This window comes from Deltaproteobacteria bacterium, from assembly GCA_016931625.1.
Taxonomy (GTDB): Bacteria; Myxococcota; XYA12-FULL-58-9; order XYA12-FULL-58-9; family JAFGEK01; genus JAFGEK01.
The window spans coordinates 1-26702 of record JAFGEK010000161.1 but is presented as its reverse complement, the minus strand read 5'-3'; the positions used below and the strand labels follow the sequence as shown (position 1 = coordinate 26702).

Here is a 26702-nt window from a genome sequence, read left to right as displayed (position 1 = left end):
GTTTATATACAAAATTTGTTTTTTAAGTATCCTGAATCGTCTTGACAAAAGTTCAATTTCCCGGCTTACCAAGCAATACGCATACTGTAAAAGTTTATAACTTTTTGAGCATTTTTGAGGCATACCGTCATGAAAATAACCATGAAGACGGCTGAATTAGTTAAAGCACTTTATCGTGTACAAGGCATAGCTGACAAAAATAGTACCATGCCAATTTTGTCTCATGTGCTCTTAAATGCTACCAGCAATCAATTAGTGGTTAGCGCTACAGACATGGATGTTGGGGTTTCTGGTACCTATGAAGCCATCGTCAATTCTAAAGGTGCTGCAGTAATTCCGGCTAGGCAGCTTTACGAAATAATTAAATCTCTTAATAATGAAACGGTAGAACTTGAAAAAAAAGAAAATAATTGGCTTGAAGTTATTTCAGGGGCTAGCCGTTTTCGTCTTGTTGGTTTAGCCGCTGATGAGTTTCCAGCTCTGCCAATACATGAACAAACCAATTCTTTTAGTTTAGATACTTCAATATTATCGAAACTAATTGAACGTACGATTTTTTGTGTTTCCAGCGATGATAATAGGCACAATCTTTCTGGTGTTTATTGTGAAGCAGTTGATAAAAATTTGCTTCGTTTAGTTGCTACCGATGGCCATCGTTTGGCTTTAGCTGAATATAAATGTGATTTTAATATTCCAATTGAGCGTGGCGTTATTATGCCTCGCAAGGGCTTTCAGGAGCTCAAGCGTGTACTTGCTGACAATTCAGAAAAACTTACGCACGTAGATTTAGGTTTTGCCAATAATAGCGGTGTAATTAAAGCTGGTTCGGTAGTGTTATCAACACGTTTGATTGAAGGTCAGTTTCCTAATTATACTCAGGTAATTCCTGCTAGCTGCGATAAAAAAGCTGTCATAAATTGTAAAGCTTTTGCTGAAGCTTTGCGTCGTGTATCACTGCTTTCTCACGGTCATGCTCATGGTGTACGATTGCAATTTACTAACGAAGCGGTTGAATTAGTAGCTGAAGATCCTGAACTTGGTGAAGCAAGAGAGCAAATACAACTTAGTTATGATGGTACTCCTATCAGTATTGGATTTAATGCTCGATATCTTCTTGATGTATTAACCCTAATCGATAATGAAGAAATTACTTTAGAATTAATAGATGATTTATCTCCAGCAGTACTTAAACCAGCAGATACTAAAGGTTTTTTAGCTGTGGTAATGCCAATGCGCATCTAATAATTATTGTAAATATTATGGTATTCAGAAGACAGAATTTAGAATAATGTATCTTCTCAATTAATTCTGGCAAAACATGGATATCATCCCGAGCATAGCGAGGGGGGGTGTCATATCGAACGTAGTGAGAGATCTTAGTATACTTTTAAAGCACAAGATTTCTCATCGAAGGATGATATGACACCAAGATTGTCTGAATGTACCATTAAATTTGTTTCTTTAATGGTATTTCTTAGCGCCGCCGGGTGGAAAGCTGAGTAGTTACAACTGATGTATATAGAATATCTTGCAGCTACGAATTTTCGTAATTTGCATTCTTTTGAAATTTCTATATCAAATGACCCAGTTTTACTTATTGGTGCGAATGCTCAGGGTAAAACAAACATTCTCGAAGCATTAGCTTTATGTGCTACAGCACGTTCTTTTCGTAATGCAAAAATACAAGAATTAATTGCTTCTGATGCAAAACATGCGTCACTAACGGCACGTTTTAACCGTCACCATGTACGTCATGATATTTCATTAAATCTAACGGGTAATCAAAAAACTATAAGAGTTGATGGTAGAAGTTTACGGCAAATAACTAAATTACTTGATTTAGTTAATATTGTAGCCTTTTTTCCAGATGATTTACGAATTGCCAAAGGTAGCCCTGAAGAACGTCGGCGTTTTTTAGATCGTACTATTGCTAACCATCGCCCAGATTTTATTGATGCCGCAATATCATATGCTCGTGTTTTAAAGTCACGAAATACCTTATTACGTTCTTCATCATTTTTAGATAAAAAATTATTAGCTGTTTATGATGACCAGCTAATAAATTATGGCTGCATAGTTAATAGCGCTCGCTGTGAAACTTTAATTGCACTTATACCTTTAGCTGTTTTTCGTTTTGCTGAAATTATGAATAGTAAGGCAGAGTTGTCATTATCGTTATTTTCTGGGTTACCAATATCAGGTGATTATTCATTAGCCTTTCGTGAAGCGCTTTCTCATTCGTATAGCCAAGATAGAGCGCGGGGTATGACGACGGTTGGTCCACATCGAGCAGATTTGCGCATGTATATTGATGGTCGCGATGCACGACAATTTGCTTCACAAGGTCAGCAACGTTCTATCGTTCTATCGTTAAAATTAGCGGAACTTGAGTATTTAAAAAGCCGCTTAGGAACAACGCCCATTCTACTTTTAGATGATGTTTCTAGTGAATTAGATAGCGAAAGAACATTATCATTTTTTAAGGCAACGGCATCATTAGGTAGTCAAATGTGGGTTAGTACAACTGGTGCTATTACACTTCCTTTACCAGAAAGTACCCAACGATTCAGTGTTGAAAATGGTAGTGTTAATCGTCTTGCGATAAGTAGGTAGGTTTTGCTATTAAAACGCCTTCTTTTATGGAAGGCTTAATTTTGTGCCCCGCATTAACAAACGTGACTAAAACAGAATATAACGCCGAAAATATTACGGTTTTAAAAGGTCTTGAGGCTGTTCGCAAGCGACCAGGAATGTATGTTGGTGATACTGACGACGGCTCAGGATTGCATCATCTGGTATTTGAGGTCGTTGACAATGCCATAGATGAACACTTAGCAGGTTACTGCACCGATGTAATCGTTTGCATTCATATTGATAACTCGGTAACCGTTTCCGACAATGGTCGTGGCATCCCGACAGATATTCATGAAAGCGAAGGAAGATCTGCCGCTGAAGTAGTTATGACGGTGCTGCATGCTGGCGGCAAATTTGATGATTCTAATTATAAAGTATCTGGCGGCTTACATGGTGTTGGTGTTTCTGTAGTAAACGCACTATCTGAAAAACTAACTCTTGAAATTTTACGCAATGGCTCAGTGCATCGTCAAGAATACATACGTGGTGAACCACAACGACCACTTATAATAATTGGTACTACTGATAGAACTGGTACTAGTGTAACTTTTAAACCAGATACGCAAATATTTAAATCATTAGATTTTTCACATGATATTTTAGCTAATCGTTTACGTGAATTGGCCTTTCTTAATCAAGGAATTAAAATTCATTTTACTGACGAGCGTAGCGATAAAACGCAACTATTTAATTATGATGGTGGTATTGTCTCTTTTGTAAAACATCTCAATAAAAACAAAACAGTTCTCCATCCAGAACCTATTTATATTAAAAATACACTAGATAATATTGATGTTGAGTTATCACTACAATGGAACGATACCTATACCGAGAGTGTATACGCTTATACTAATACAATACCAAATCGAGATGGTGGCACTCATTTAGCAGGCTTTAGAGCAGCCCTTACTCGTTGTGTAAATAACTATGCAAGTCGCAATGATTTACTTAAAGGTGCAGCCAAAGGTTTAACTCTTGGTGGCGATGATATGCGTGAAGGCTTGGTTGCAGTGCTATCAGTTAAAATGCACGATCCCAAGTTTAGCTCTCAAACTAAAGATAAATTAGTTTCAAGTGAAGTAAAAGGTGTTGTCGAACAAATAGTTGGCACATCTATTGAAATTTTCTTAGAAGAAAATCCCAGCCACGCAAAAAATATTGTTGGCAAAGTTGCAGAAGCTGCCCGTGCTCGTGAAGCTGCTCGTAAAGCTCGTGAACTTACACGTCGCAAAGGGGCACTAGATTCAGCAAATCTTCCAGGCAAACTTGCTGACTGTCAGGAACGTGACCCAAGTCAGTGTGAACTTTACATTGTTGAGGGTGATTCTGCAGGTGGTTCAGCAAAACAAGGACGTTCACGTAAAAATCAAGCGGTTTTACCTTTACGCGGCAAAATACTTAATGTTGAGAAAGCGCGTTTTGATCGTATGCTTTCATCAGAGGCGATTTTAACATTAATTACTGCACTCGGTACCAGTATTGGCCCTGAAGAATTCGATGTTGCTAAGTTAAGATATCACAAAATTATTTTAATGACTGACGCTGATGTTGACGGCAGCCATATTCGCACTTTATTGCTGACTTTTCTTTTTCGTCATATGCCTGAGCTGATAAAACGCGGCCATATTTATATCGCACAGCCACCGCTATTTAAAATTTCAAAAGGTAAAAAAGAAGTATATTTAAAAGATCAATGCGCTCTTGATAGTTATCTATTAGATATTGGTACCTCCTCTGTTTCTTTATTACCTTCTGATGAACTTTGTGAATTAATTGTTGGTGAAAAACTCAAAACTTTGTGTCAAAATGTTTTGTATTATCAAGAGTTAATGCAGAAAGTTGATAAAAGGCACGACTCTCGTGTTGTAGATGCAATGCTTAAAGAGACAAAACTCGGCTTAGATTCTTTGCAATTGACAGATCTTCAGTCCGATATTGAGCGTATTGAATCATATCTTAATACATTTTATCCTGATGCCTTGCCGCTTAAAATTAACATTGAAGAAGAACGTGAACATGGTCGACAACGCTGGCGAATAACAACGCGCGATAATGGTACTGAACGCGAATCTATTTTTGATACTATATTTTTTGAAAGCGCCGATTTTATTGAGCTATCAAAATTAGCTAACGCATTTGATTCATTAGGGTCACCTCCTTACACGCTATCTTATCCTAATGAGTCTATTGAAGTACCACGTATTGAAGATGCAGTAATGCGTTTATTAACCGAAGCTAAGCATGGCGTTATTATTCAACGCTATAAAGGTTTAGGTGAGATGAATCCCGATCAGTTATGGGAAACCACGATGAATCCCGAAAATCGCACTTTATTACAGGTGCATCTCGATGATGCGATTGCCGCCGATGAGATATTTACAATTTTAATGGGTGATCAAGTAGAACCCCGCCGCGAGTTTATTGAGCAATATGCATTAGATGTACGCAATCTTGACGTATAAAGAGGAGAGGTAAATGCCACGCTCGGTTGTTTTAGGAACCGGCCATTATGTACCCGAAAAAGTAGTTACCAATGACGATCTGGCAAAGCTATTTTCAACATCAGATGAATGGATTGTACAGAGAACTGGTATTCATACACGTCATTATGTTGATTGGGATAAAGAAGCAATGGGTTCCAGCGAGCTAGCGACTCGTGCGGCTCGTCTTGCTCTTGCTGATGCCCAGGTAGCTAAAGAAGATATTGATTTTATTATTTATGCTACTTTAAGTCCGGACCATATAATTCCAGGTGATGGGGTATTGGTACAAACTAAATTAGGTATACCTGCTGGCGTACCAGCTTTAGATATACGAAACCAATGTTCTGGTTTTATTTACGGTCTCTCGGTTGCTGATGCTTATATCCGTACTGGTAATTACAAACGAATTTTACTTATTGGTTCGGAAGTGCATTCATCAGGTTTAGATTTTTCTGATGATAGTCGTGATGTTACTGTTATTTTTGGTGATGGTGCTGGAGCGGTTATCATAGGTGCAGTAGAAGATGGTGAACGAGGTATACTGTCAGTTCATTTACATGCTGATGGGGCATATGCTGATGAATTATGCATCGCTACTCCTTCAAGTGCCCAAATGCCACGAACAAATATTAAACAATTACAGACCACTCGTGATCACTTGCCAAAAATGAATGGTCGAAATGTATTTAAACATGCATCATTGCGAATGCCTGAAGTAGTATTTGAGGCATTAAAACAAAATAACCTTACGACTGAACAAATAAATTTATTTATTCCACACCAGGCAAATTTGCGTATTAGTGAAATGGTACAGAAAAAGTTGAGTTTACGTGACGACCAAGTTTTTAATAATATACAGCAGTTAGGGAATACTACCGCAGCATCATTACCTATTGCTATTGATCAGGCACGCAAACTCGGACGTATTAAAACAGGTGAGTTACTTTGCATTGCAGCTTTTGGTTCAGGTTTTACATGGGGTTCAGCGCTTATTCGTATGTAAACACATTCAAATCATTATCTTACTATTGCAACATGTCAGCTGGATTAGGCCCTGAAAATTCAATAGTACCATAGCGTTCTTCGTAACGACGAAGATTTTCTTGTAAAGCCAACATTAATCGTTTGGTATGTAATGGGCTAGTTATGAGACGGGCACGAACTTTAGCTTTTGGTTGTTGTGGCTGTAAATACATAACATCAATAGTAAATTCAGTTTCAGTGTGATTGACTAAAGCCAAATTAACATACATACCTTGGGCTATTTCCTCATCAAGTTGTATCTGAATTTTAACATGAGACGAATCACGATTTTCAGTAGTCATTAGTTTTTCACTTTGGCGGTAAACATTATTATCATATTCCGCCAGCTATGGTAATTTGTGTCCAACCAATCTCCGAAGACAATGGAACATGTAAAGCACGGGTACCTTGTAATTGATATGTAGCATTTTCGCCAGTTACCGGTAATGGTGGTCCTGAATTTACAGTTTGACCTTTATTTGCAAAAGCGCGTTTGACATCATCGGCATATATACTGATTAGCTTATTACTAACTTTAGTAGCCATGACATCGGTAATCATATTTTCGTCTATATCCAAGGCGCGCATTGTTACTTCACGAATAAAGCGACGTTGTGCTGAGACTATTACACTATGTTCAGCGTCATCTGAGAATTGAATTAACCATAGAAAATCGGTGTTACCAGCAATTGAGTTGGCTAAGGATTGTTTTTCTGCTTTAAGAGTTGTACCAGAAAATGTTGCGTAAAGTTCTATTAATACTGATACAAATATTTCGATATGCTCGGTGATTGCATTAGAAAAAATTGAACCAGTAAAGGTTTTGTTTTCTTCTGCGACGAGCGCAACTTCCTCAGTAGCATCGGGCAATATTTCTTGCTGAGCTATAGGATTTTGCCGATGGGGTGGGGCAACAGGTTTATGAGATAGTGCTTGTGGATTTAAAGTGAAATTTGCTGGAGTAACATTAGACTCTGGTTGATATAGAGAAACTAATAGTGCTTGTGCGGCAGCATGTGGGCTAATTGCATTGATAGCTAGCTTGCAGCTTGCGATAGCCTGTAATCGTCGTCCTTCTTTATTTAATTGTACTGCTAATTGTACGTACCAATTTGCAGCTTTTTCTTTTTCACCCAATGATTCTGATAGTTCGGCTATCTTTTTAATAGAAAAGGTATCTTGATTATCAAGGCTGATTATTTTTTCAAAAATAGACAAAGCCTTATTTTGCTGACGTTTAGAAATATATTTTTGAGCCTGTTCTTTTAATTCGCGGATATCCTCGCCCATCTTTGCTATTTCTCGCTGGCTAAGAGTTCATCGCGTAAGCATTCAATTTCTTTAATTTTTTCTTCACGGGTTTTACTTTGTTGGGGTGGTGATAAAAATATTCGTGCTTCAATGTTTATATTTTCGTCTACTTTATAGATAAAGCGTAAACGAATATCACTTTCAGCGATAATATTGATATCTTGACCGCAAATAAAAATCGGGAAAGTGGGATCTATTTTACAAATGTTGCGAGCGTTTACATTGCCAGTAAAAATACAACCAACCCGATTAGAAAGTTCACGAATAGAATCTTGTTCAAGTTGGGTCAATAATCCGTTTTCTGCCATGCTCCCATTGTCTTCATTAATAAGTAAACCAGCTAATTTGCGCGCAAGAGCAACGGTACTTTCACGTGGGGTTAGTACAATAAGTGAGCCGCATAAAGTTCCAGATAAAGCGACAATAGCGGCATCGGCGATAGTTGTTTTACTGCAGGTTTCGGAGATTTTATTTATAGGTGTTTTGGGAAGCATTTCAATAAATGCTTCGTGCACGGCATTATCAAGTGATTCTTCTATTTGTTCATGATTCATTTACCAAGTCCTTTGCGAAATCATGTATAAATCAATTAAGGTTGTAATTTTAAATATTCGGTATTTGCAGCGCCGTACGAATGGCCTCATGTATATTTTCTCGTGATTTAATAATAACAGCGGCAGCACCAGCATCGAGGCATTGCTGCCGCATAGCATCATCACGTGAGGCAGTATAAATAATTACTTTTGGAATTTTCGTACCACTCGCCAATAAATGCCGCATAACTTCAAGACCATTTAATACCGGCATATGGATATCTAAAATGGTTAAATTGGGTGGGTGAATATCATGCCAGGCTTTAAGAACTCCAGCTCCATCTTCAGCATAGCGGATATTGGCGTCGTCAAGTAGTTCACGCACGACATTCGATATTTGCATACGCATGGTTTTTGAATCATCAGCAATAAGGATGTTGGTCATGTGTATACTTTTCTGTTGAAAATTGGGTATTGGATATCCCTAATACTTTTTAACATAAAATCCCATTTAATATAAAGTTTTGCATTCACATTTATGCAACGACACAATTTTTTATTAAGTTTATAAAAACAGCATAAAATTGCTTGAAATCAGTTAATTAAGCGATCATAGTAATTTATAAGTTTATCAGGCATTAAAAAAATGGCTCTAAATTACTTACGGTTAATGGGTGCCTTAACATGCAAAGACATAATTTAATATTTTTATCCGCATTTTTTTTGCTCATCTCATGTCATGAAAAAAAAGAATTAATACTATTTGTAGCCCCATCGTTGGCTTCTGTAATTGCAGAAATGGAACCTAGTTTTAATCAAGTTGAGCCTGATATCCATATTCGTAGTGACATTAGTGGGTCACAAGTAGCGGCGCGCAAGCTGACTGAACTTAATATGCGTGCTGATATATTAGCTTTGGCTGATATTGAAGTAATCGAAAAGATGCTTATACCTAATCATGCAAAATGGAGCATTCGTTTTGCTACCAACAGTGTGGTGTTGGCGCATTTCTCACATAGTCGTTATACTGAAGAAATTACGCCAGAAAATTGGCCCGATATTTTATCTCGTCCTGATGTAAAAATTGGTCTTGCTAATCCTGATACTGCGCCAATCGGTTACCGTTCGATAATGGTATGGCTGTTAGCAGCAAAATATTACCAGCGTCTTGAGCTTGCACAAACGCTTCGTAAAAAGGTGGCACCTGAACATTTGGTTAGCGACGAAGCAGAGTTGTGGGCGCTCTTACCATCAAAAGCGATAGATTATGCATTTCTATATCGTTCAACTGCTGAAAAACATCGCTTAAAAATTACGCGATTACCTGATCAAATAAATTTGAGTAAACCAGAGTTAGCTAAAACTTACGCTAAGGCAAATGTACCGGTGTTAATGAAAACGGATAATAATAAAGTTGTCATGCAAGGTATGCCACTATATTTCGGTATGACTATACCGATTGACGCGCCACATCCAGAAATTGCCGTGCTTTTAGCAAAGCAGATTCTATCAAAATCTGGGCAAGCAGCTTTAGTTAGAGCTGGATTTACTCCTCTGGTGCCCGCGACGGCAGCCCATCGAGAATTATTACCCTCAGCCTTAATTCCATTAACTGTGATGGCACAATGAAATATACTTGGTGGCAAGCTATAATCGCGGTAGCAGTATTAGTGCTATTGCATACGGGCTTGTGGCTAATGCCTGGTCCCACCATTAGCCCTTCAATCAATTTAGCTCTATTTGCTACCAATATTTATGTATTGCACTGCGTTTCTGGTTTATTTAGTGAAAAATCACCAAAAAATTTAATATTATTTATTTTAGGATATGGTTTTTTATTTGTTTTATTGATGGTAGTGCTTAAACGCCAACCACTATTTATTTTATTGATCATTGTCTATGCTAGCATTTTTCGATCACCTTATTTGTTGGGTTTCTTTGGCATATTTGTTTTTTCTTTTGTTATTGCTCAGCCTTACGCCGCAGAAACTTTTATACCATTAGTCTTTATTTATATTGTACTTGCTCGTGTACGCAAAGCCTCACGTTTTTTACGTAACGCTTTGGCTTTTGGTTTATTAGCTTTAGGTTGTGTGTTGTTGCCGCTAATTAGTTTGGCGATTTCAGATTCAGCGCAAACTTTATGGCATACACTCAAACGACCCGATGTTTTAAATGCTTTAATGATGAGTTTAGGTACGGCAACAGTTGCAACTATTATCGTAAGCTTCTGGGGGATCCCTTTAGCATATGCTTTAGCCCGATTATCTTTTAGTGGTCGTAGAGTAATTGAGACCATAATTGATGTACCAATTTTAGTACCGCAATCAGTTGCAGGTATTGCACTAATGGTGTTACTAGGTCCAGGTAGTCCCATAGGTAGCAGCCTAGAAAAAATATTTGGGATTCAGGTGGCCGGCAGTATATTGGGTATTGTGGTAGCACAAATATTTATGGCAGCACCATTTTTGATCAAATCTGCTTTAGCGGCATTCGCAGCGGTACCACTTGAACTAGAACATGCCTCACGCACATTAGGTGCTAGCTTTGTAAAAACATTTTGGCGTATTGCGATACCTTTAGCAGGTCGTGGTATTTTTATTGGGATGATCTTAGCTTTCGCACGAGCGATAAGTGAGTTTGGCGCAATTATTTTATTTGCCCCATCTCCGGTTACCGCACCGGTGTTAGCTCATACAGAATTTTTACGAGCAGGTATTAGTGAAAGTCGTCCGATTGCAGTGCTGTTGTTGATTACTTGTTTATGGGTATTTTGTATATTGCAGCTATCAGCAGTGTATCTGCCCTTTGGTAAAAGCCGCAACCCTGGAGTTAGTTTATGATTTCGTTGCGGGCAATAACACGAGTTTGCGGCAGTTATACGCTAGGCCCGCTTTCCTTAAATATTGGTCGTGGTGAGTATTGGGTAATATTAGGTCCGAGCGGTGCTGGTAAATCAATGTTACTACATACAATTGCTGGTATTCATCAAGCAGATCAGGGTAGCATAGCGATCAACAATCAAGATATTACTTTTGCGCCTACTGAGCTTCGCCAGCTAGGCTTAGTGTTTCAAAAGTCGGCATTATTTCCACATTTAAGCGTTGCCGAAAATATTAGTTATGGTCTGTGGGCGCACAAAATTTCGCGCGAGCTACGTCAAAAGCGGGTGCGCGAATTAGTAGCAGCTTTAAATATTGAGGTGTTATTGACAAGGCCAACTGCAACTTTAAGTGGTGGTGAGGCACAAAAAGTTGCCATTGCTCGGGCATTGGCTCTAAAGCCGCAAGTTTTACTACTTGATGAGCCTTTAAGTCCGATTGATTATAGTGCTAGATTAGAATTACAAGCAGAGTTGAAACGTATTCATAAAGATTTTGGACTTACCGTTTTACATGTAACCCACAGTCATGAAGAAGCTAAAGTTTTAGGAGATCATTGCGCGATAATGCTTAATGGTCGTATTGTGCAAAGTGGTTTTACCGAAGCGGTTTTTAAAAACCCACGCTGTTTTTTTGTGGCGCATTTTCTTGGTGGCGACCCGCAAAAGATTACAGCGCCATCGTGTGGTAAAACCTGTTTACAAACCCATGGATATTGTGATCAACCAGAGGTAGTTTGATGCAACCCGAGCGCATCCCTTTTATTAAAGCGTTCGATACGCCGTTTATTTCATTAGATGAAACCAGCGTTGAATTAGCTTCGATTTTATTTGTTTTTGCCATGGTCTTCGTAGTGGCGAACATTAAATATAAACGCCAATTATGGCGGCGCCTGGTGCAAGTTGTTTCATTAACCATTTTCTTTTTCTTTATTTACTCATGTCTCGGTGTTTTTGGTATGATTCGCAATGGTTTATATGGTATGACTTTGTTAGGTACCGTATATTCAGAATCTTTTTATTGGTTAGCCTTGCCCGTTTCAGTAATGGCGATAACCCTGGTGATGGGGCCCATTTTTTGTAGTTGGATTTGTCCTACTGGTACGATTCAAGAGTGGACGCTGATGTTGCGTCGTCTCATTTTTCCCAAAAAGTGGATGGGTTCTCGACTACAGCTAGCTTTGTTGGGTTTTTTTCTTGCGGGTTTTGTATCGTTAACGATTTATATCGGCATTGATCGGCAAATGTTTGTTGAAGATTCTAGTTTACATTGGGCCGCTTCTTTATTTTTGATTTGTTATTTGGTTTTATTAGGGGTGCTGGATGATTTACCCACCAGAAAATTGCGCATTGTTTCGGTATTAGCAATTTTTGTCACTGCCATTTCTCATGTTACCATTACCTCGCCGGTACATTTTGCATTTACTTCGCGTAATGATCCTGCTTCAGCGCTTTCAACATTAGTGCTTGCCTTAGCGTCAATGGTAGTGGCGCGTGCCTGGTGCCGTTATGTTTGCCCGTGGGGTTTTGTTATGGGTTTTTTGCATCGTTTTTCACGGGTGAAAGTGATGCGTAATGAAAAAGCCTGTAATAATTGTTACGACTGCGTACGAATTTGTGATGTTGGCGCTATTGATCAACAAGGCGTGCGTCATGAATATTGCCAGTTGTGCTACGCCTGCATTGATCAATGTAAACTCAAAGCCTTAGAGCTTAAAGACGTGTGGCAAAAAGAAACACCAGAAAAAGTTATGAGTGAACAGAGTTCTATTTCATGACGGGGATATTTTTAAAGTCTGTCGTCATGTTCGTACCAGTGGGTATTCAGAAGCTGTGTTTACTAAGCTGTTTTATGATAACTAGTTTGGCTGTTGCTAACACCAGTAAAGCCGAAGTAGCTAACCAACAAATTGATTGGCCAACAAGTCGTAGTAATGCTGCTGGTAGTGCAACCCTTGAATTAAAAATAGCCAATAAATTAAGGGCACAACAATGGACTTTTAATGGTAGTGGACGAGTTTATGGATACAGCCCAGGAATGACGGTATGGTCACCGCCGGCAATTGGTTTAGTAGATAATCAAGCCGTAGTTTTTGTTGGTTCATATGATAAAAATATTTATGCTTTAGATGCACAAACCGGTAACGAACTATGGCGAGTCACTACTGGTGATGGTGTCTATGCTACTCCGGTATTATGGCAAGGGTCTAATGGCTCGCAACTTTATGTTTCGTCAAGTGATCGCTTGCTTTATGCGCTTAATGCCAGCAATGGCGCGAGACTGTGGATCCACAGCGTTGCAGATTATCGTCCGACATTAGGTGGAGCTCGTTTAGGTTCAGTATGCCAAGGTAAAGTTTTTCATGAGGCTGCAGTGTTTTTGCCTTATTGGGTATGGGATCGTTCGCTGGCGGCTAATCAACAAGAAAGTGGAGTTACGGCTTTATCAGCTAGTGATGGTAAAGTGTTATGGAAGAGTCGTATTGGAGATAATGAATTAACTGCAGCCACATGTGTAACAATTGATACTGAAGCGTTTGTCTATGTTGCTTCATCTGATGGTAATGTTTTTGCACTAAATGCGAAGAACGGTGTCAAATTATGGCAATATACCGAGCTTGATGCCATTCGTGGCGCCCCGGTGATTAGCAATTCTGCACGTGGGCCACTGTTAATTGTTGCTTCAAAATCGGGTCTGGTGCGTACTTTAAATGCAGTAACTGGCAAAGAAGTTTGGCATTATCGTACTGGCGATTGGGTGACAGGGGCACCAGCCATTGCCACAGTTTATGAACGACCAATGGTTTTTGTTGGCTCGTATGATAATAGTATGTATGCTCTCGATCTATTGAGTGGCGCATTAGTTTGGCGTTTTCATGCAGCCGCTGGTATTCATGCTGCACCAACGATAATTACACATTTTGCACCGGCTTTAGTCATTTTTAGCGCCTGGGATCATCAATTATATGGAGTTACCGCGCAACAAGGTGAAAAGCGTTTTCGTGTATATACTGGACGCCCGATTTGGGATGTTGTTGGTCTTGAAGCAAGTTCATGGTCAGCGCCAATAGCAGCAGCAATTAATGATGATTGGATGGTATATATAGGCTCATATGACGGTACGTTTTACGCATTGCCGGTGCAAGAGCTATTAGCGCGCGGTAGCACTTCAATGCCGGTAAGTTTTGAATTTTGGTTGTCATTTCCGATTGCTCTATTAGCAGTTGGTTTGTTTGCACGTATTCTTACCATGCATTATCGGCGTAGTAGACAGCGATAAAGATCCCTCTTCGCTTAAGCTCGTCGGGATGACAACTTTTTTCGACGCTTTGTTAAATACCGATGTCCAAACCAGATAATAAGTAAAAATAATGGTACCGCAGCATAGGCTAAATATTGAATAATTGCCGGTGCTGGTCGCACTTTAACAGTAGTTACAGGTAATAGACCACGGTCTTCAGGGGTTTCAAAGTCACGTGTGTCGATGGGTAAGGTAATCGTTGCAAGTTCTAACTTAGTTTCATCAACGACTTTAATAATAACTTTATTTGCATTAATAGGTTTTTGGGGTTGGCGAGTAAAAGTTAAATGTACATTTGATATTTGCGCTGGATGCAAAATATAAAGCAATGCAGGGTTTGCACTCGCAATCAGTCCATCAGTATGCACCTGAATTTGAATATTTTTAATAGCTTTATAAGTTACGCTACGTAAAGTGAGGTTTAAAGTAGTGTTTTCACCACGCAAGCGAATACGATCACGTTGTGGATAAATTAACAACATAGCAAGTTTTTCGTTGCCAGATACAGTCATGGTAATTGGCTGACGTCCATCTTGTGCGCGAGCAAAAATATTAGCCCCCGCATCTAGTAGTGCTTGTGCTTCGCCTATGCTAAATGCCCAGTGCAGGGGCGTCATGCCAAAACGGTCACGGGTTTCAATTAAAGCACCAGCAGCGATTAGAGTTCGTGCTACCGCTGCATTACCGGTGAGATGTAGTGGCGTCATGCCATAAAAATTGCGTGCGTTTACATTGGCACCTGATGTAAGTAAAAGTGAGATCATTTTTCGATGACCCATTAAAGCGGCCCAGTGTAGTGGGGTCATGTCATACATTGAGATCGCCGATACATTAGCGCCATGCTCTATCAAAATGCTAGCAGCTTTGCGCTCGTCATTAATAGCGGCCCAATGTATTGCAGTGCGACCGTAGTTATCTCGGCTATTTATATCAGCCCCTTGTGCTAATAAGTCTTTAAGAACACTAGTTTGACCGTCACGAGCGGCTTTATGCAATAAAGTTAACCCGTTAGCATCACTCGCAATTAACTCTGCATTAGTGTAAGTCTTTGTAGGGGTACAATTTGTTAAAAAACAGCAAGTTAGGCAGCAAAAAAGCAATGAGAGATTTTTATGATGGGCAATCATATATAGCTTAAAAACTTTATGTTTTTGTCCTGTGGCAATTAAAAAAAATTAGCTATACTCTAATTAAAGTATAGTCTGTTGCATAAATGGTAGCCAGTAGTTAGGAGCGATGCAATGAGTAACGCATATAATTCAAATTTAATTACCCGTATTATTAAATACACGGCTTTAGTTGTGTTTCTTTTAGCAACGAGCGCGGCTCTGGCACACTGGTGCGATTGTTTGTGGCAATCACGCTACAATATAGTTGTGCGCCCAGTGGATGAAAGCGTTACTTTTGATCAATATGGTCAGGCTCAACTTCGACTTTACGTGCAAAATAATATGGGCTACCCGCTTATTAATTTTGAGCTTATAGCATATTCTGCGGTTGTAGATGGCCCAATTGATATAGAGCGAGTTGCACCAAAACTTGAACATCAGACACAACCTAATAGTATGAACCCTAGTTATGAGCATCATTATTTGCTGCCCGGTGAAAAGCAGCATCATACTTTAAATATTAATCGTCGTTCAGGTAATACTACTCCTGAATTAGCTATAGAAGATATAAAATTTTATGTTCACTTTAATCACCCATATGCTGATGCAACTCGACAGTATGGCGGATATGGTGATGGTAACGGTTCTGGTTATAATACTAACCCAAGTTTAGGTGTTATTATTCGCAAAACCAGTGGCATTGTACCTAGTACTCCGGTATTTAAAAATTATAACGATGGTAACGAGCAATCTTGGCATTTAAGATCTTTAGCTAAACTTGATTTTGGTGATAGCAGCCAACAAGCATATGGGATTAATCAATTATTTGCACAATATTGCTCTGGTCGTAAAAGCCAAGGAACTTATGGAGGTCTTATTTGTAATACAACAAATACAAATTGTTGTTTTGCTAATGGCGTTAGTTATGGCACGGGTGATTCGCGATGTACTACTACAATTTTTAATGATGCTGTCCCCAGTAAGTATGAAGCATCACGTTTATATGCAGTAGCAGCTTTAGCATCACGTAAAGCCGCACTTAATGCAAATCAAATTATTGCTTTGCGCGAGCGACTGCGCTGTGGCTGGTATGATCTTAGCTATTCATATCGAGGTATGTCAGCGTTTTTATTAGGTTATCTTGATCCGGACGGATCAGCGATGGATACTGACTCAAAAACCATGTTTATTAATGAAATTCAAAATCAAACAGATGCAAACGTTGCGAATATGGCCCGAGCAGCAATATATATGATGAATTTTGGTGATTATTCACAAACTAGTCCTGATATTAGTATAACTCGACAGAGTTTAGAAACTATTGCCCGCACTACATCAAATAACGCCTATGTAAGAGTAGTTTGTGCTGCCGCTTTAGCTTTTGTGCACCAAGAAAATCAATATGTTGAAGATGTAATTATACCCAATATTTATTGGGGTTCATATTCTATGGAGTCATCTGGCAATGATGGACCAGAGACAGCACGTGGTTTATTTACCGCTCATGTTTTAGATGTTTTAGCTTGGCAGCGTCGTGGCTGGCAAGAGCAAGCTACAGATGAAGGTGATGTTACTTTTTATGATACGGTGCCAGATACGATTAATCCGCTAGCCCCAGACGGACTTGAATGTCAAAATATGGGTACTCCAACTAATCCTTATTTAAGAGTGCAATGGGACGCGGTTACGCTTGATGAAGATCTTAATCCTGAGCCAGGTGCATGCAAATATAATGTAACCTACCAACCATCAAATGGTAGCATAAGCAATATTGCTAATTCATACGTTGAACCTGCATCTTTAACACCAGGTACTGAGTATAATTTTAGTATAGTTGCGGTAGATACCTCGAGTAATTTAAGTTCACCGGCAACCATTAGTTGTACTGCACCCATACCCCAACATGCGCCAGTTGCAGTGCTTTCGTGCACGCCTACAAGTGTAGATTTACCTACAAGTGGTGGAGTAGATGTTACCTGCGATTGTGATGACAGTACTGATGCTGATGGCAATATCGCTTCATGTATTTTTCAACAAGGTGCTAATACCCAAACAGGAGGCTTAAGTAACCCAGTAGTCTTTCATTTTGATACAGCCAGTAATTATACTATTGGTTTAACTGTAACTGATGATACAGATCTTTCTGATATAGCTGAGCAAGTTAATATTGCCATTACTGATCAGTCGGGTAATCATGCGCCTATAGCAAATATTGAGCCAGCTACTGCAACTTGCGGTCTTTATGGTACGGTACAACTTATTGGCAGTGGCAGTGATGTAGATATAGGAGACACGCTATCGTATGAATGGTCATTTGGTAACCCCATACAAACTGCTACTTCGCAAAATCTTAATTATCAATGCAACAGTGTAGGTAACCATACTATTTCATTAGTAGTCAGAGATAGTGGCGGATTAACCGGTAATGATTTTGCTATTGTCACAGTTGTAGACAATCAAGCGCCAGTATTAGATAGTGCTTCAGTTGCCCCAATAGTGGTGCGGCCAAATGTTGATGTAACGTTTAATGCCTCTGGTGTTTATGATCCTGAAGATCATGATTTTAATATTGTATGGGACTTTGGTGATGGCCAAACTAGCTCTGCAACCAATGTAACTCATAGTTATAGTACAATTGGTGTTTATACCGTCAGTTTAACCGCAACTGATACAGGCGAACCTGTGGCATCGAATAGTCGTGAATGGACGATTACGGTTAGTGATCAAACTAATCATGCACCAAATTGTGCAGCGGCAACAGTTACGCCACTATCAGGTAAGGCACCTTTAACAGTTAATTTAGATGCTTCAGGGTGTACGGACCCTGATGGCAATACCTTGAAATGGCGATGGGCTATTAGTTCTACAACTAATGATTCATCGGCGATCTATAATACTGAGACGCAAGAGCATCTATTTAATGCGGGTGGTAGCTATACTATTACTTTAAATGTAACAGACGATGGTATACCGGCAATGCAGGCAGCGCAGCGGAGCTTTGCTGTTGAAGTTGCTGGAAATCAAAACAATCAAAGCAGTGACACTACAATTAAAGCTAGTGGATGTAACAGTAATAATAATAACGAGGCAAAAAATATCTTGCTGTCACTTATAATAATAGGTCTAATTTTAATTTATCGTCGGCGTTGGCAACGTACCTAAATTTGTATTTAGCAGCAGAAATCTAAAAGGAGGAATTTATGCACCAATGGCGTAACTTATGTTTAGCTGTTGCTATCTTATTAGCTATGTTTACTTCGATTAGCATAGCTTATGCACATTGGTGCGATTGTTTATGGGCCTCGCGTTATAACGTAGTAGTGAGACCTGAAAGTGATTCAGTAGATTTAAGTAATGGCGCCAACAAGCTGGTACTCTACGTGCAAAATAATATGGGGTATCCTTTAATTAAATTTAGTCTTGAAGCTTATTCAGAAGTTGCTGATATTTCTATTGCGCGCGCTACCCCGGTATTAAATGCCGATGCACAAGGATATCATTATCTGTTACCGGGTGAAAATTTACGTCATGAGCTGACGCTTACGCCCAAAGCGGGTACTAGTGTTGCTAACCTCGCGGTTGAAGAAATTAAATTTTATATTTTCTTTGATCACCCACGCGATGGTGACGATATTAATGGTAGCGGGACTAATGATCAGGGGCACTCTTATTCATATGATCATTATGATGATGAACCAAATACCAACAATCCACCAGGCACTGGTGTAGTGATTCAGAAAACCAACAATACTTTAGCACCAACAACTCTAAATTTTAATACAGATAGGACTAATAGCCAGGCGCGGCACGTAAATTCATCAAGTAAAGTTGATTTTGGTAATGATACTCAATGGCCAGTGGCAATTGATCAACTATTTGATGAATATTGTGCCGGTCGTGGTTCATGGAGTAGCGAAGGAGGTGCAAGTTGTTCTACCAGTGGTATTAGCTGCTGCGGTAAAAATGGCACTGATTATGGCGCAGATGATAGCGAGTGTGATTTCGACGGTGTAAGTAATACAAGTGCTGATAATTATGACTGGCAGCATTTATGGGCAGCCGGTGAGTTAGCTTATCGCAAAGACATACTTACCGAGAACCAAATTTTGGCTTTGCGCAAACGTCTTCAATGTGGATGGTATGATGCGCATTTGGCTTTTAAAACCTATGCTGCTTTTGCACTCGCTTATATTGATGATGACGGTAGTGCAACTGATGCTGATACCCAAAGCTTTTTTACAGCTAAAGCAAGTGATAGCAAAGAAAGCGCCGCCGCGCGAAAAATAGCACAGGCCGCTCTTTATTTGATAACTAATGGTGGTTTTTATGCATCTGAAGTTAATGCAGGGCTTAATGATGGTGAGGCCTATGTTGAAATGATGTGTGCTGCAGTTTTATCATATGTAAACGGTGCTGCTGCTGATCCTAATGTTATTAATGAATTAATTAATCGTGTTTATTGGGGGCCATATGGGCCAGATAGCAATTTAACTACAGCTCATGGTATGTTAGCAGCGCATCTATTAAATTTATTAGCTTGGGAGCAAAGAGGCTATCAACGATTAGCTAGTTATACAGGCAAAGTGTCTTTTTATAATGAAGATAGCAGTAGCAGCACTACGGTAACGACCCAACCACCAATTGATACTGACGGTGATAGTGGTAGTACTAATGGTGATAGTAAAGGTGGAGGTTGTAATAGTTTTGATATAGCACTTAACAACATGTGGCTATTTGCGTTTATACTGTTAATACCATGGAAGTTACGACGTTACCGACATAGCTAATTGTAAATTTCTACCAACGTTTACACCATTAAAAGCTAAAATTAGCTCATTGTTAAAAATGTAAGTCACTTGATTACCTTGACAAAATTATGACTAAGTCATATTGTCTAAGTTATGAATGTACCAATTCATCAAGCAAAAGCACAATTGTCTAAGCTTATTGAACGAGCTTGTGCTGGAGAGCCGGTGATTATAGCCAAAGGCAAAAAGGCTATGGTGCGCCTTGTACCAGTAACTGGTGCTACAGGTCGCCAATTTGGCTCTATGCGCGGCTTGATTAAGATTACTGATGCATTTTTTGAACCATTGCCTAATGAAGAGCTTGATGCATGGCAACAGTAAACCGTCTATTGCTTGATACGCATGCATTTATTTGGTGGCTTGAGGGTAACGACAGACTTACAAAAGTCGTACAAGAGCTTATAGCTGATGAAATCACGCAAGTATTTATAAGTGCGGCAACAGCATGGGAGATCAGTACAAAATTTCGTATTGGCAAATTACCAGGTGCAGCAGCAGTTGCTAGTGATATTTTTAGTTGTATGGCGGCACAAGGTTTTGAAAGTTTACCGATATCGATTGAACATGCTCAGCGTGCTGGGGCATTACCAGGATTGCATCGTGATCCATTTGACCGCATGCTAGCAGCGCAAGCCCAAGCTGAAAATTTACCAATCGCCAGTATCGATGCAGTTTTTGATGATTTTGGGGTGATTCGTATCTGGTAATTAAAACACGAAAATTACTCCTCTCGCCAATATATTCTCCCAGATGTTTGTTGTGCTGGTGGTATAGTATGGCAAGTCGCACAAGCACCAGTATCGGCTTGGGTAGAACTGCTAATCGTAATGCCGTTTTTACGTACTTCTTTATTTAGCGGGGGCGTTAGTTTTTCGGCAGTATAAAAATTACCCGCATCGTTAGATTTTAAAGTTACGCTATGCCCTTCTGAATCGGTAATATGTATTTCAACCCCGGCTAATCCAGAATCAGCGGCAGCTTCAGGGTCAGCATATACTGTACCCGCGGCGGTAAATTTTGAGGCTTCACTGCCATCATGGCAGCTTATACAGTTATCTCCTGGGTTCATCAGTGGATTGTTCTCATTTTTACATGATGAAATACTCAGCAGCATTGAAATTATAATAAACGCCATAGAAGACAAGGGGTTTTTCATGGTGATTGTTCCTCAAGCTGCAAGTCAAAGTCAATATTGCATCGATCATCAAGTTTAACAAACATTAGAGATGGTCGCTCGATTTTGTATTTTTCAAGACTTATAGACCAGGCACCTTTGGCGCGTATTGTCAGTACATTTTTTTTTGTATCTTCAGTTATTGCAAGTTTTTGTATTTTAATTGGTATGGTTTCAAGGTGTTTTTGACCATGAAAATCTAATTCACCTTTAAGCGCCATCGTAAAAGGTTTATTTATTTGTATTTGTTCAGGTTTTAGTTGGGCGACCGCTTTAAATACCACATAAGGGTAAGTAGCGCCTTCAATTACTTCAAGCATATGCACGTCACGATTGCTATCCCCTGATTTAAAACTTATCACAGCGCTGCGCAGCATCATTTGCACTTTACCATCTGGGTGTAGCAGTAATTTACCAGCAATTTCATGGGATACCCCTTTAATATCATGCAGAGAATAATCAAAACTATAGCGCATTTGGCTTTTAGCCGGGTTAATTACAAAAACACGGGCGCTATTGGCGGCTGAGAAGGCAGGTGAAATAGCGAAAAGTAAGATTAATAAAAAAGTTATTACCCCTAAAGATTTTGTGGTGCCAGCTATTGTTTGCATATATAAATAGAACCTTTTGTGATCAAAAAAAGCAATGATTGTTGAATTATAACGCACCATTATTGTGTTTTCGTGCGATAATTAAAATTTAGAGGTCTATATAGTGTAAAAGATGTAATAAACCCTTGATTTAGTGTGATTTTAATATGGTATCACCGATAGAAAATTCAGAAGCTAAAAACGAAATAATTCCGATAAGCACTATTAAAAACCAAGCTTTAAGAATAGCAGCACAAACAGCCGCTGGTGATAGCAGTTATATTGCAAGAGATTCACTTGATCAGATAATTGATGAAAATCCTGACATTGCAAAGTTTAATGAAGGTAATAAGTCATTTACTGCTAAAGTTAGTTTAGATGAGAGTACAAATAAAGCAATAAACTCAATAATAATAAAAAATTGTAAAAAACCAGAGCAAGAATTACAGGAGATTAATCGCGCCCAAGCTGTAGTACAGAAACAAGGAATATTGGTTAAAAATAGGTTTACGCAAGCAAAAATAGCCTTGGATACAAATAAACTTACCGAGGATGTTGATATTAGCGGGCTTTTACAGAATATATACAATATAAAAATATCAGAAGACGATAATACCAAATGGATATATTTAATGCCGTTACTTGTTAATTTAGCGGCGCAGTATGAAAAAGACAGTGACACATATAATTTAATTTTAAAGGCCCAAGAAGATCCCGACCTTAAAATCCCTGCTGGTACTTTTATAAATTTAACTAATACGCCATTGGGGTCTGAGAAATTGTTGATTGCAACTCGCGCCGAATTGTTAGGCATAAAAGAAACTCTAATTGAACACCAGCAGGCGCGAGCGACGCAAAAGCAACGAGTGACACAGGCAAATAAATATGATGAGAGAATATTAGATAGCGATCAGCTAGCATTACTAATCGATAAGAAAAGAAAATTAAGCAAAGCCGCAGATGATTTAGAAGCTCAGCTTGAATTTTTAGAACTACAAATAGCTGCTAGTATGTCAATATCAATAGCAGCCAATTTTGAAAATATTGCAGTAGGGGGCAACAAGCTACAAGCCGTGTTAGCCCCTTTTGACCGCTTAGTTAAGAAAAGCAAAGAGTCAAGTAGAGAAAATGCTGAGCTCATTAAAGAGATTGCCTACGCCAAGGCTGAACTTTTACAAACAGTGGCGCAAATGTTTTATAAAAAGGGAGAAAATGCCGAAGCATTAGCTGCCTACCAAACCGCTCTGCGGTTATTAGGTGATAACGAGGTACAATTAGTCAGCAGCGCTGCTGATAAATCTAAGTCGTTATTTACTGATCCGCAAAAGTATACAGAATATTATGTAGCGGAAGTACCAATAATTATAGCGCCTTCGTATGCTGATGAAGATGATGAGCAACGCGAATTTCGGCTAAAGCAGCGTAGCATTATTTATCAAGAAGCAGCACAAGTAATACAGAAGGATAGCGTACTTATTTCATTTCGTCAGCGTCTTGGAGAGGCCGAGGCAAGTAAAAAAAGTGATCCGTATTCAATGATATCAAGCGCCCCAGTAAGTGCGACTTTAGCATATGGTAAAGAGGAAAATGAAAAGCGATATAACGCCATTTTTGATAAAGTTGATAGATTATATACAGCGGCCAAACTAGATCTATTAGATTGTAAGACGATATTACAAAAGAAAGCAGTTGCAGAAAATGAGGTTGCAAAAGAAAGCGATGGTGGTAGCACTATACCACCTATCAATGTTTCATTTAGCAAAGCTGTGGGTGATGTTAGTTTTCAAGATGATCCATTATTGAAAAAAATTGAGTTAGCTAATGAACTGCTTAACGATACAGACCAGGGGATAAATTTAGCAATCAAGCGTATCGCGGCTAAACAAAATGTGGCGCTTTCACAAATTGCTGGTTTAAATGACAACAAAAAAACTGAAGGCGCTAGGTTAACTAAGGCATTAGAAATCTCTCTGGGTTTAAAGCCACTACTATCGATAAGCGAAGAACAGGCAGTTATAGTTGGTAGTCCATTAAATATTGCTATTGTTTCTGGTTTAAGCGGTGAGGCAGAAATAAATATTGAAAGCCGCGATATTTTAGCGATGTTGGTACATTTTGCGGGTAATAGTGCCAATAAAGATTTGTTAGATATTTGCGAGCAGATACTTATCTCGTGTCTTAAAAACTCGTCGTTAGCGCCAAAATTGATCTTAGAATTTGAGTTTTTAAAGACGATGGTGCAAGGCTATCGTTATGCTAATGTAAAGAAAAAGTTAGATCTCGCTGGGTCAAAATTAAAACAAGCACAATGGTTGGCAATTGATTTATATCGTACTAGTGAAGATGAGAAAGTAAAAGAACACGCCAAGCAGATGTTGGGGGATGCTACATCGATTCGCTTAAATATAATCAATAAAGTAATCAAGGATGAACGTAAAAAGCGCAAAGATTACGTAGAGCTCTTACATGAAATGCGCTTGATGTTAGAAAAAGATGGTTTAGAAAAAAATATTTTAACAGCCGAACAAGTTGTCGAAGTGGCCATGAGTGAGTTTAAAGCCTATCTCACTAAAGGCGATGAAAAAAAAGCTATGGCCATGGCAAGTTATATTAGTGAAAATTTTGCCGCAGTTAGTTTTGTGGCCAAGGCAATTGCCGATGCTGAAAAGCAAGGTGCGCCTAAAGATGAGGCGCTGCTAAAACAATTTAAAGATCCTAAAAAGGTGGCAGTTTTTAAAACCTTGTTAGTTGAAGCCCAAGCTTTAGATTGGAAAACGAATTTAATATTGGGAACTTTAGGTACAGTTGGGCTTGCCCTAACATTGGGGCGTGCTCCCTTTATTAAGATGATTGGCAAGAAGATGTTTTTTGCGGCTGTAGGTGGTGTGCTAGTAACTAATACCTATGGCGCTATAAGTGGACGTGATAGAATCAAGCTGGCTTTGAATACTGGTCTTAATTCGGTAACCTATGACGAGTTATCTGTTGCTGGCTTTGGCTTTTTATTTGAAGTTATTTCCATGGGGTTACCGCTTTGCAAAGCATTTAGAGTTACTCGTTATGGCCGAAAATTGCTGCGTCTTAATAACCGTTGGCTATTAAGTCAAGGTAGTGAATTATTAACTATTGGTAAAAAAGGCATTAGCGAAGCAGTAAAAACAAAGTTTGTGAAAAGTGCAGTAGCTTTAAATGCACTTATTAGACCATATTTAGAAAATACTTTAAAAGTAGTGTTAAAAGAAGGTGATGACCCCTTTGCATATTTGTTAAAATTACCAGAAAAAATACGCAATGAAATCGCAACTCAGGTGCTTGAAAATGAGTTTGCCCACACCGTAGTAAATTATCAATCGACAGCTTTCACCGTGGCTACCTTATTGTATCTTTGTGGTCCCAATTATGCTTGGCCATTATTACAAATGCTTGTGCAAGAAGGTACGTTAAAAGAAAAATGGGCCAAATTTTGTGAAATTAATGTTAATTTTGCTAGAGTTTTGGCAGTGGTATTACCGAGCATGGCGGTGCAGCGCGGGTTAGATTTTTATTATTTACGCGGTGCTGATGTGCGGCGGATCATTAGCAAAATACATTCGAAAGATATAGAAATTACTAAGGGCGTAGAATTTGCTAGTAGCCCTTATAGGATAAATGAAGTTGATGTTAAAACAGCTAAGAATGATAATTATAGCATCAATATTAGCACCAAAAACGGTAAAAACCCTGGCATTAAAAATAAATTTAATAAGGCGCTGCAAGCAGGTGAAGATGCGATACAACATTGTAAGGCTGGGATTGAGACTGCGACTAAATATGTAAAGGCTTTTGCACAAGTATTTCAAGACGATTGCGGTCGTATGTTTCAAAAGCTTCTGCAAGATGAGAGTCAACTAACTAAAGATGAGCTATTTATAATCAAGGGTCAGTGTGAAGCATTAGGCATTGATCTTGAGAATGCTAAAAAAGCATTTAAAGAAAAAGATATTGGTACTAACAGTGCCTATATGAAGTTGCGCCAAGCGATTTTAGGTAAGTTAGCTGCGCAAAAGAAAGAAAACGCCCAAGGTGTAAAAGAGCTTTCGGGTGATGATTTATTCGCTACCGGTTTTCAGTGTTGCTATGACGAGGCCGCAGTAATGCTGCCAGGATTTCAAACAGACGTAGCTAAACAAGCTGGCATTTCAAACGCGCGCATAGAAACCGGTACTATGGATGTCAATGGTGTTTCACAACGACATGCGGTTATTGCTTATGAGGTAGAGGGTAAATCGCAGGTGTTGGTATTAAGCGAAACTGATCCGCCCACGGTTAAAACCCGTGCTGAGTTTATTAGTGATAATCATGCTCAATTTGATACGCAGCCAGTGGTTAAAGTAGAGCAAGGCGTACAGGTGATCCAAAAAACGTTAGCCTTAATTAAAGATGGGGATTCAGCGAAGAAAGGAGTGCCGAAGAAAGGAGTGCCAAAGATAAAGAAGAAAACAGAATCAGATATAAAGCATAGTCATGAAGCATCACAGTTGATAGATGAAACTGAAAAAAATATAAATTCACATTTACAGAAGCTGAGAACATGCATTTCATCAGCAGTAAATAGCATTACTGGTAGAGATATTGCAAATATGACCATTAATCAAATTTTAGATATATTAAAAGAATTTGAAAATCATATTGCAAATATTAAGAAGAGATATAGTAAAATAAATAATATTGCAGAATATTTTAGCAATGAGCAAAATTTAAACGATCTTGCTGATGATTTTGATCAAATCACAAATTTTAAAGCAATTTATACACAGATAGACAGTTTTATTAAATATATTAAAACATTCGAACAAGATAATATACATAAGCCGGG

21 protein-coding genes are annotated in these 26702 nt (G+C 38.8%); 14 read left to right on the top strand and 7 right to left on the bottom strand.

The window, feature by feature from the left end:
- Positions 1 to 129: 129 nt before the first annotated feature.
- The 4 genes from dnaN (at position 130) to JW841_13760 (ending at position 6120) form a co-directional block, all read left to right on the top strand.
- Positions 130 to 1242 (top strand): DNA polymerase III subunit beta, encoded by a 1113-nt coding sequence (gene dnaN / locus JW841_13775; GenBank protein ID MBN1962010.1) that lies wholly within the window; start codon positions 130 to 132, stop codon positions 1240 to 1242.
- Positions 1243 to 1512: 270 nt separating this feature from the next.
- Complete coding sequence (gene recF, locus JW841_13770; protein MBN1962009.1) at positions 1513 to 2613, top strand: DNA replication/repair protein RecF; 1101 nt, start codon at positions 1513 to 1515, stop codon at positions 2611 to 2613.
- 26 nt (positions 2614 to 2639) lie between these two features.
- Positions 2640 to 5096: a DNA topoisomerase (ATP-hydrolyzing) subunit B gene (gene gyrB / locus JW841_13765; GenBank protein ID MBN1962008.1), complete on the top strand. Its 2457-nt coding sequence runs from the start codon at positions 2640 to 2642 to the stop codon at positions 5094 to 5096.
- Positions 5097 to 5109: 13 nt separating this feature from the next.
- Positions 5110 to 6120 (top strand): ketoacyl-ACP synthase III, encoded by a 1011-nt coding sequence (locus tag JW841_13760; protein ID MBN1962007.1) that lies wholly within the window; start codon positions 5110 to 5112, stop codon positions 6118 to 6120.
- 22 nt (positions 6121 to 6142) lie between these two features.
- Here the strand turns inward: JW841_13760 and JW841_13755 are convergent, their stop codons facing one another.
- The 4 genes from JW841_13755 to JW841_13740 are packed head-to-tail and all read right to left on the bottom strand — an operon-like array spanning position 6143 to position 8429.
- Positions 6143 to 6442, bottom strand: coding sequence for a DUF3467 domain-containing protein (locus JW841_13755; GenBank protein ID MBN1962006.1), 300 nt, complete (start codon positions 6440 to 6442; stop codon positions 6143 to 6145).
- 31 nt (positions 6443 to 6473) lie between these two features.
- The gene (locus JW841_13750) at positions 6474 to 7430 is read right to left on the bottom strand and encodes a hypothetical protein (protein ID MBN1962005.1); all 957 of its coding nucleotides are present in this window, start codon (positions 7428 to 7430) and stop codon (positions 6474 to 6476) included.
- Positions 7431 to 7435: 5 nt separating this feature from the next.
- On the bottom strand, positions 7436 to 8005 hold the full coding sequence (locus JW841_13745) for a hypothetical protein (GenBank protein MBN1962004.1): 570 nt from the start codon (positions 8003 to 8005) through the stop codon (positions 7436 to 7438).
- 49 nt (positions 8006 to 8054) lie between these two features.
- Positions 8055 to 8429, bottom strand: a complete 375-nt coding sequence (locus tag JW841_13740; protein MBN1962003.1) for a response regulator transcription factor — start codon at positions 8427 to 8429, stop codon at positions 8055 to 8057.
- 239 nt (positions 8430 to 8668) lie between these two features.
- Between JW841_13740 and JW841_13735 the strand changes: the two genes are divergently transcribed.
- The 5 genes from JW841_13735 to JW841_13715 all read left to right on the top strand — a co-directional run bounded on the left by JW841_13735 (position 8669) and on the right by JW841_13715 (position 14145).
- Entirely contained in the window at positions 8669 to 9613 is a 945-nt protein-coding gene (locus tag JW841_13735) for a substrate-binding domain-containing protein (protein ID MBN1962002.1), read from the top strand.
- Positions 9610 to 10827 carry an ABC transporter permease gene (locus JW841_13730; GenBank protein ID MBN1962001.1) on the top strand — a complete coding sequence of 406 codons (1218 nt, stop codon included), beginning with the start codon at positions 9610 to 9612 and terminating at the stop codon, positions 10825 to 10827. The genes JW841_13735 and JW841_13730 overlap by 4 nt, the downstream gene beginning before the upstream one ends.
- Positions 10824 to 11606, top strand: coding sequence for an ATP-binding cassette domain-containing protein (locus tag JW841_13725; protein MBN1962000.1), 783 nt, complete (start codon positions 10824 to 10826; stop codon positions 11604 to 11606). Before JW841_13730 ends, JW841_13725 begins: the two co-directional genes overlap by 4 nt.
- Positions 11606 to 12643, top strand: coding sequence for a 4Fe-4S binding protein (locus JW841_13720; protein MBN1961999.1), 1038 nt, complete (start codon positions 11606 to 11608; stop codon positions 12641 to 12643). The genes JW841_13725 and JW841_13720 overlap by 1 nt, the downstream gene beginning before the upstream one ends.
- 74 nt (positions 12644 to 12717) lie before the next feature.
- Positions 12718 to 14145, top strand: a complete 1428-nt coding sequence (locus JW841_13715; GenBank protein ID MBN1961998.1) for a PQQ-like beta-propeller repeat protein — start codon at positions 12718 to 12720, stop codon at positions 14143 to 14145.
- A 14-nt stretch (positions 14146 to 14159) separates the two neighbouring features.
- Here JW841_13715 and JW841_13710 read toward each other — a convergent pair whose 3' ends face one another.
- A complete protein-coding gene (locus JW841_13710) occupies positions 14160 to 15293 on the bottom strand; it encodes an ankyrin repeat domain-containing protein (GenBank protein MBN1961997.1) in 1134 nt (377 codons plus the stop codon).
- 114 nt (positions 15294 to 15407) lie between these two features.
- Between JW841_13710 and JW841_13705 the strand changes: the two genes are divergently transcribed.
- From JW841_13705 to JW841_13690, 4 genes are all read left to right on the top strand, one after another.
- A complete protein-coding gene (locus JW841_13705; protein ID MBN1961996.1) occupies positions 15408 to 18437 on the top strand; it encodes a PKD domain-containing protein in 3030 nt (1009 codons plus the stop codon).
- Positions 18438 to 18475: 38 nt separating this feature from the next.
- Positions 18476 to 20062, top strand: a complete 1587-nt coding sequence (locus JW841_13700; protein MBN1961995.1) for a hypothetical protein — start codon at positions 18476 to 18478, stop codon at positions 20060 to 20062.
- 114 nt (positions 20063 to 20176) lie between these two features.
- Entirely contained in the window at positions 20177 to 20404 is a 228-nt protein-coding gene (locus tag JW841_13695) for a type II toxin-antitoxin system prevent-host-death family antitoxin (GenBank protein MBN1961994.1), read from the top strand.
- On the top strand, positions 20392 to 20790 hold the full coding sequence (locus JW841_13690; protein MBN1961993.1) for a type II toxin-antitoxin system VapC family toxin: 399 nt from the start codon (positions 20392 to 20394) through the stop codon (positions 20788 to 20790). The genes JW841_13695 and JW841_13690 overlap by 13 nt, the downstream gene beginning before the upstream one ends.
- A 14-nt stretch (positions 20791 to 20804) precedes the next feature.
- On the opposite strand, the gene JW841_13685 is transcribed toward JW841_13690, so the two are convergent.
- Positions 20805 to 21218: a hypothetical protein gene (locus tag JW841_13685; protein ID MBN1961992.1), complete on the bottom strand. Its 414-nt coding sequence runs from the start codon at positions 21216 to 21218 to the stop codon at positions 20805 to 20807.
- A gap of 17 nt (positions 21219 to 21235) precedes the next feature.
- Positions 21236 to 21868, bottom strand: a complete 633-nt coding sequence (locus tag JW841_13680) for a YceI family protein (GenBank protein MBN1961991.1) — start codon at positions 21866 to 21868, stop codon at positions 21236 to 21238.
- Between the two features lie 146 nt (positions 21869 to 22014).
- Between JW841_13680 and JW841_13675 the strand changes: the two genes are divergently transcribed.
- Positions 22015 to 26702, top strand: a 4688-nt coding sequence (locus JW841_13675) for a hypothetical protein (protein ID MBN1961990.1), incomplete at its 3' end; no start/stop codon positions are given.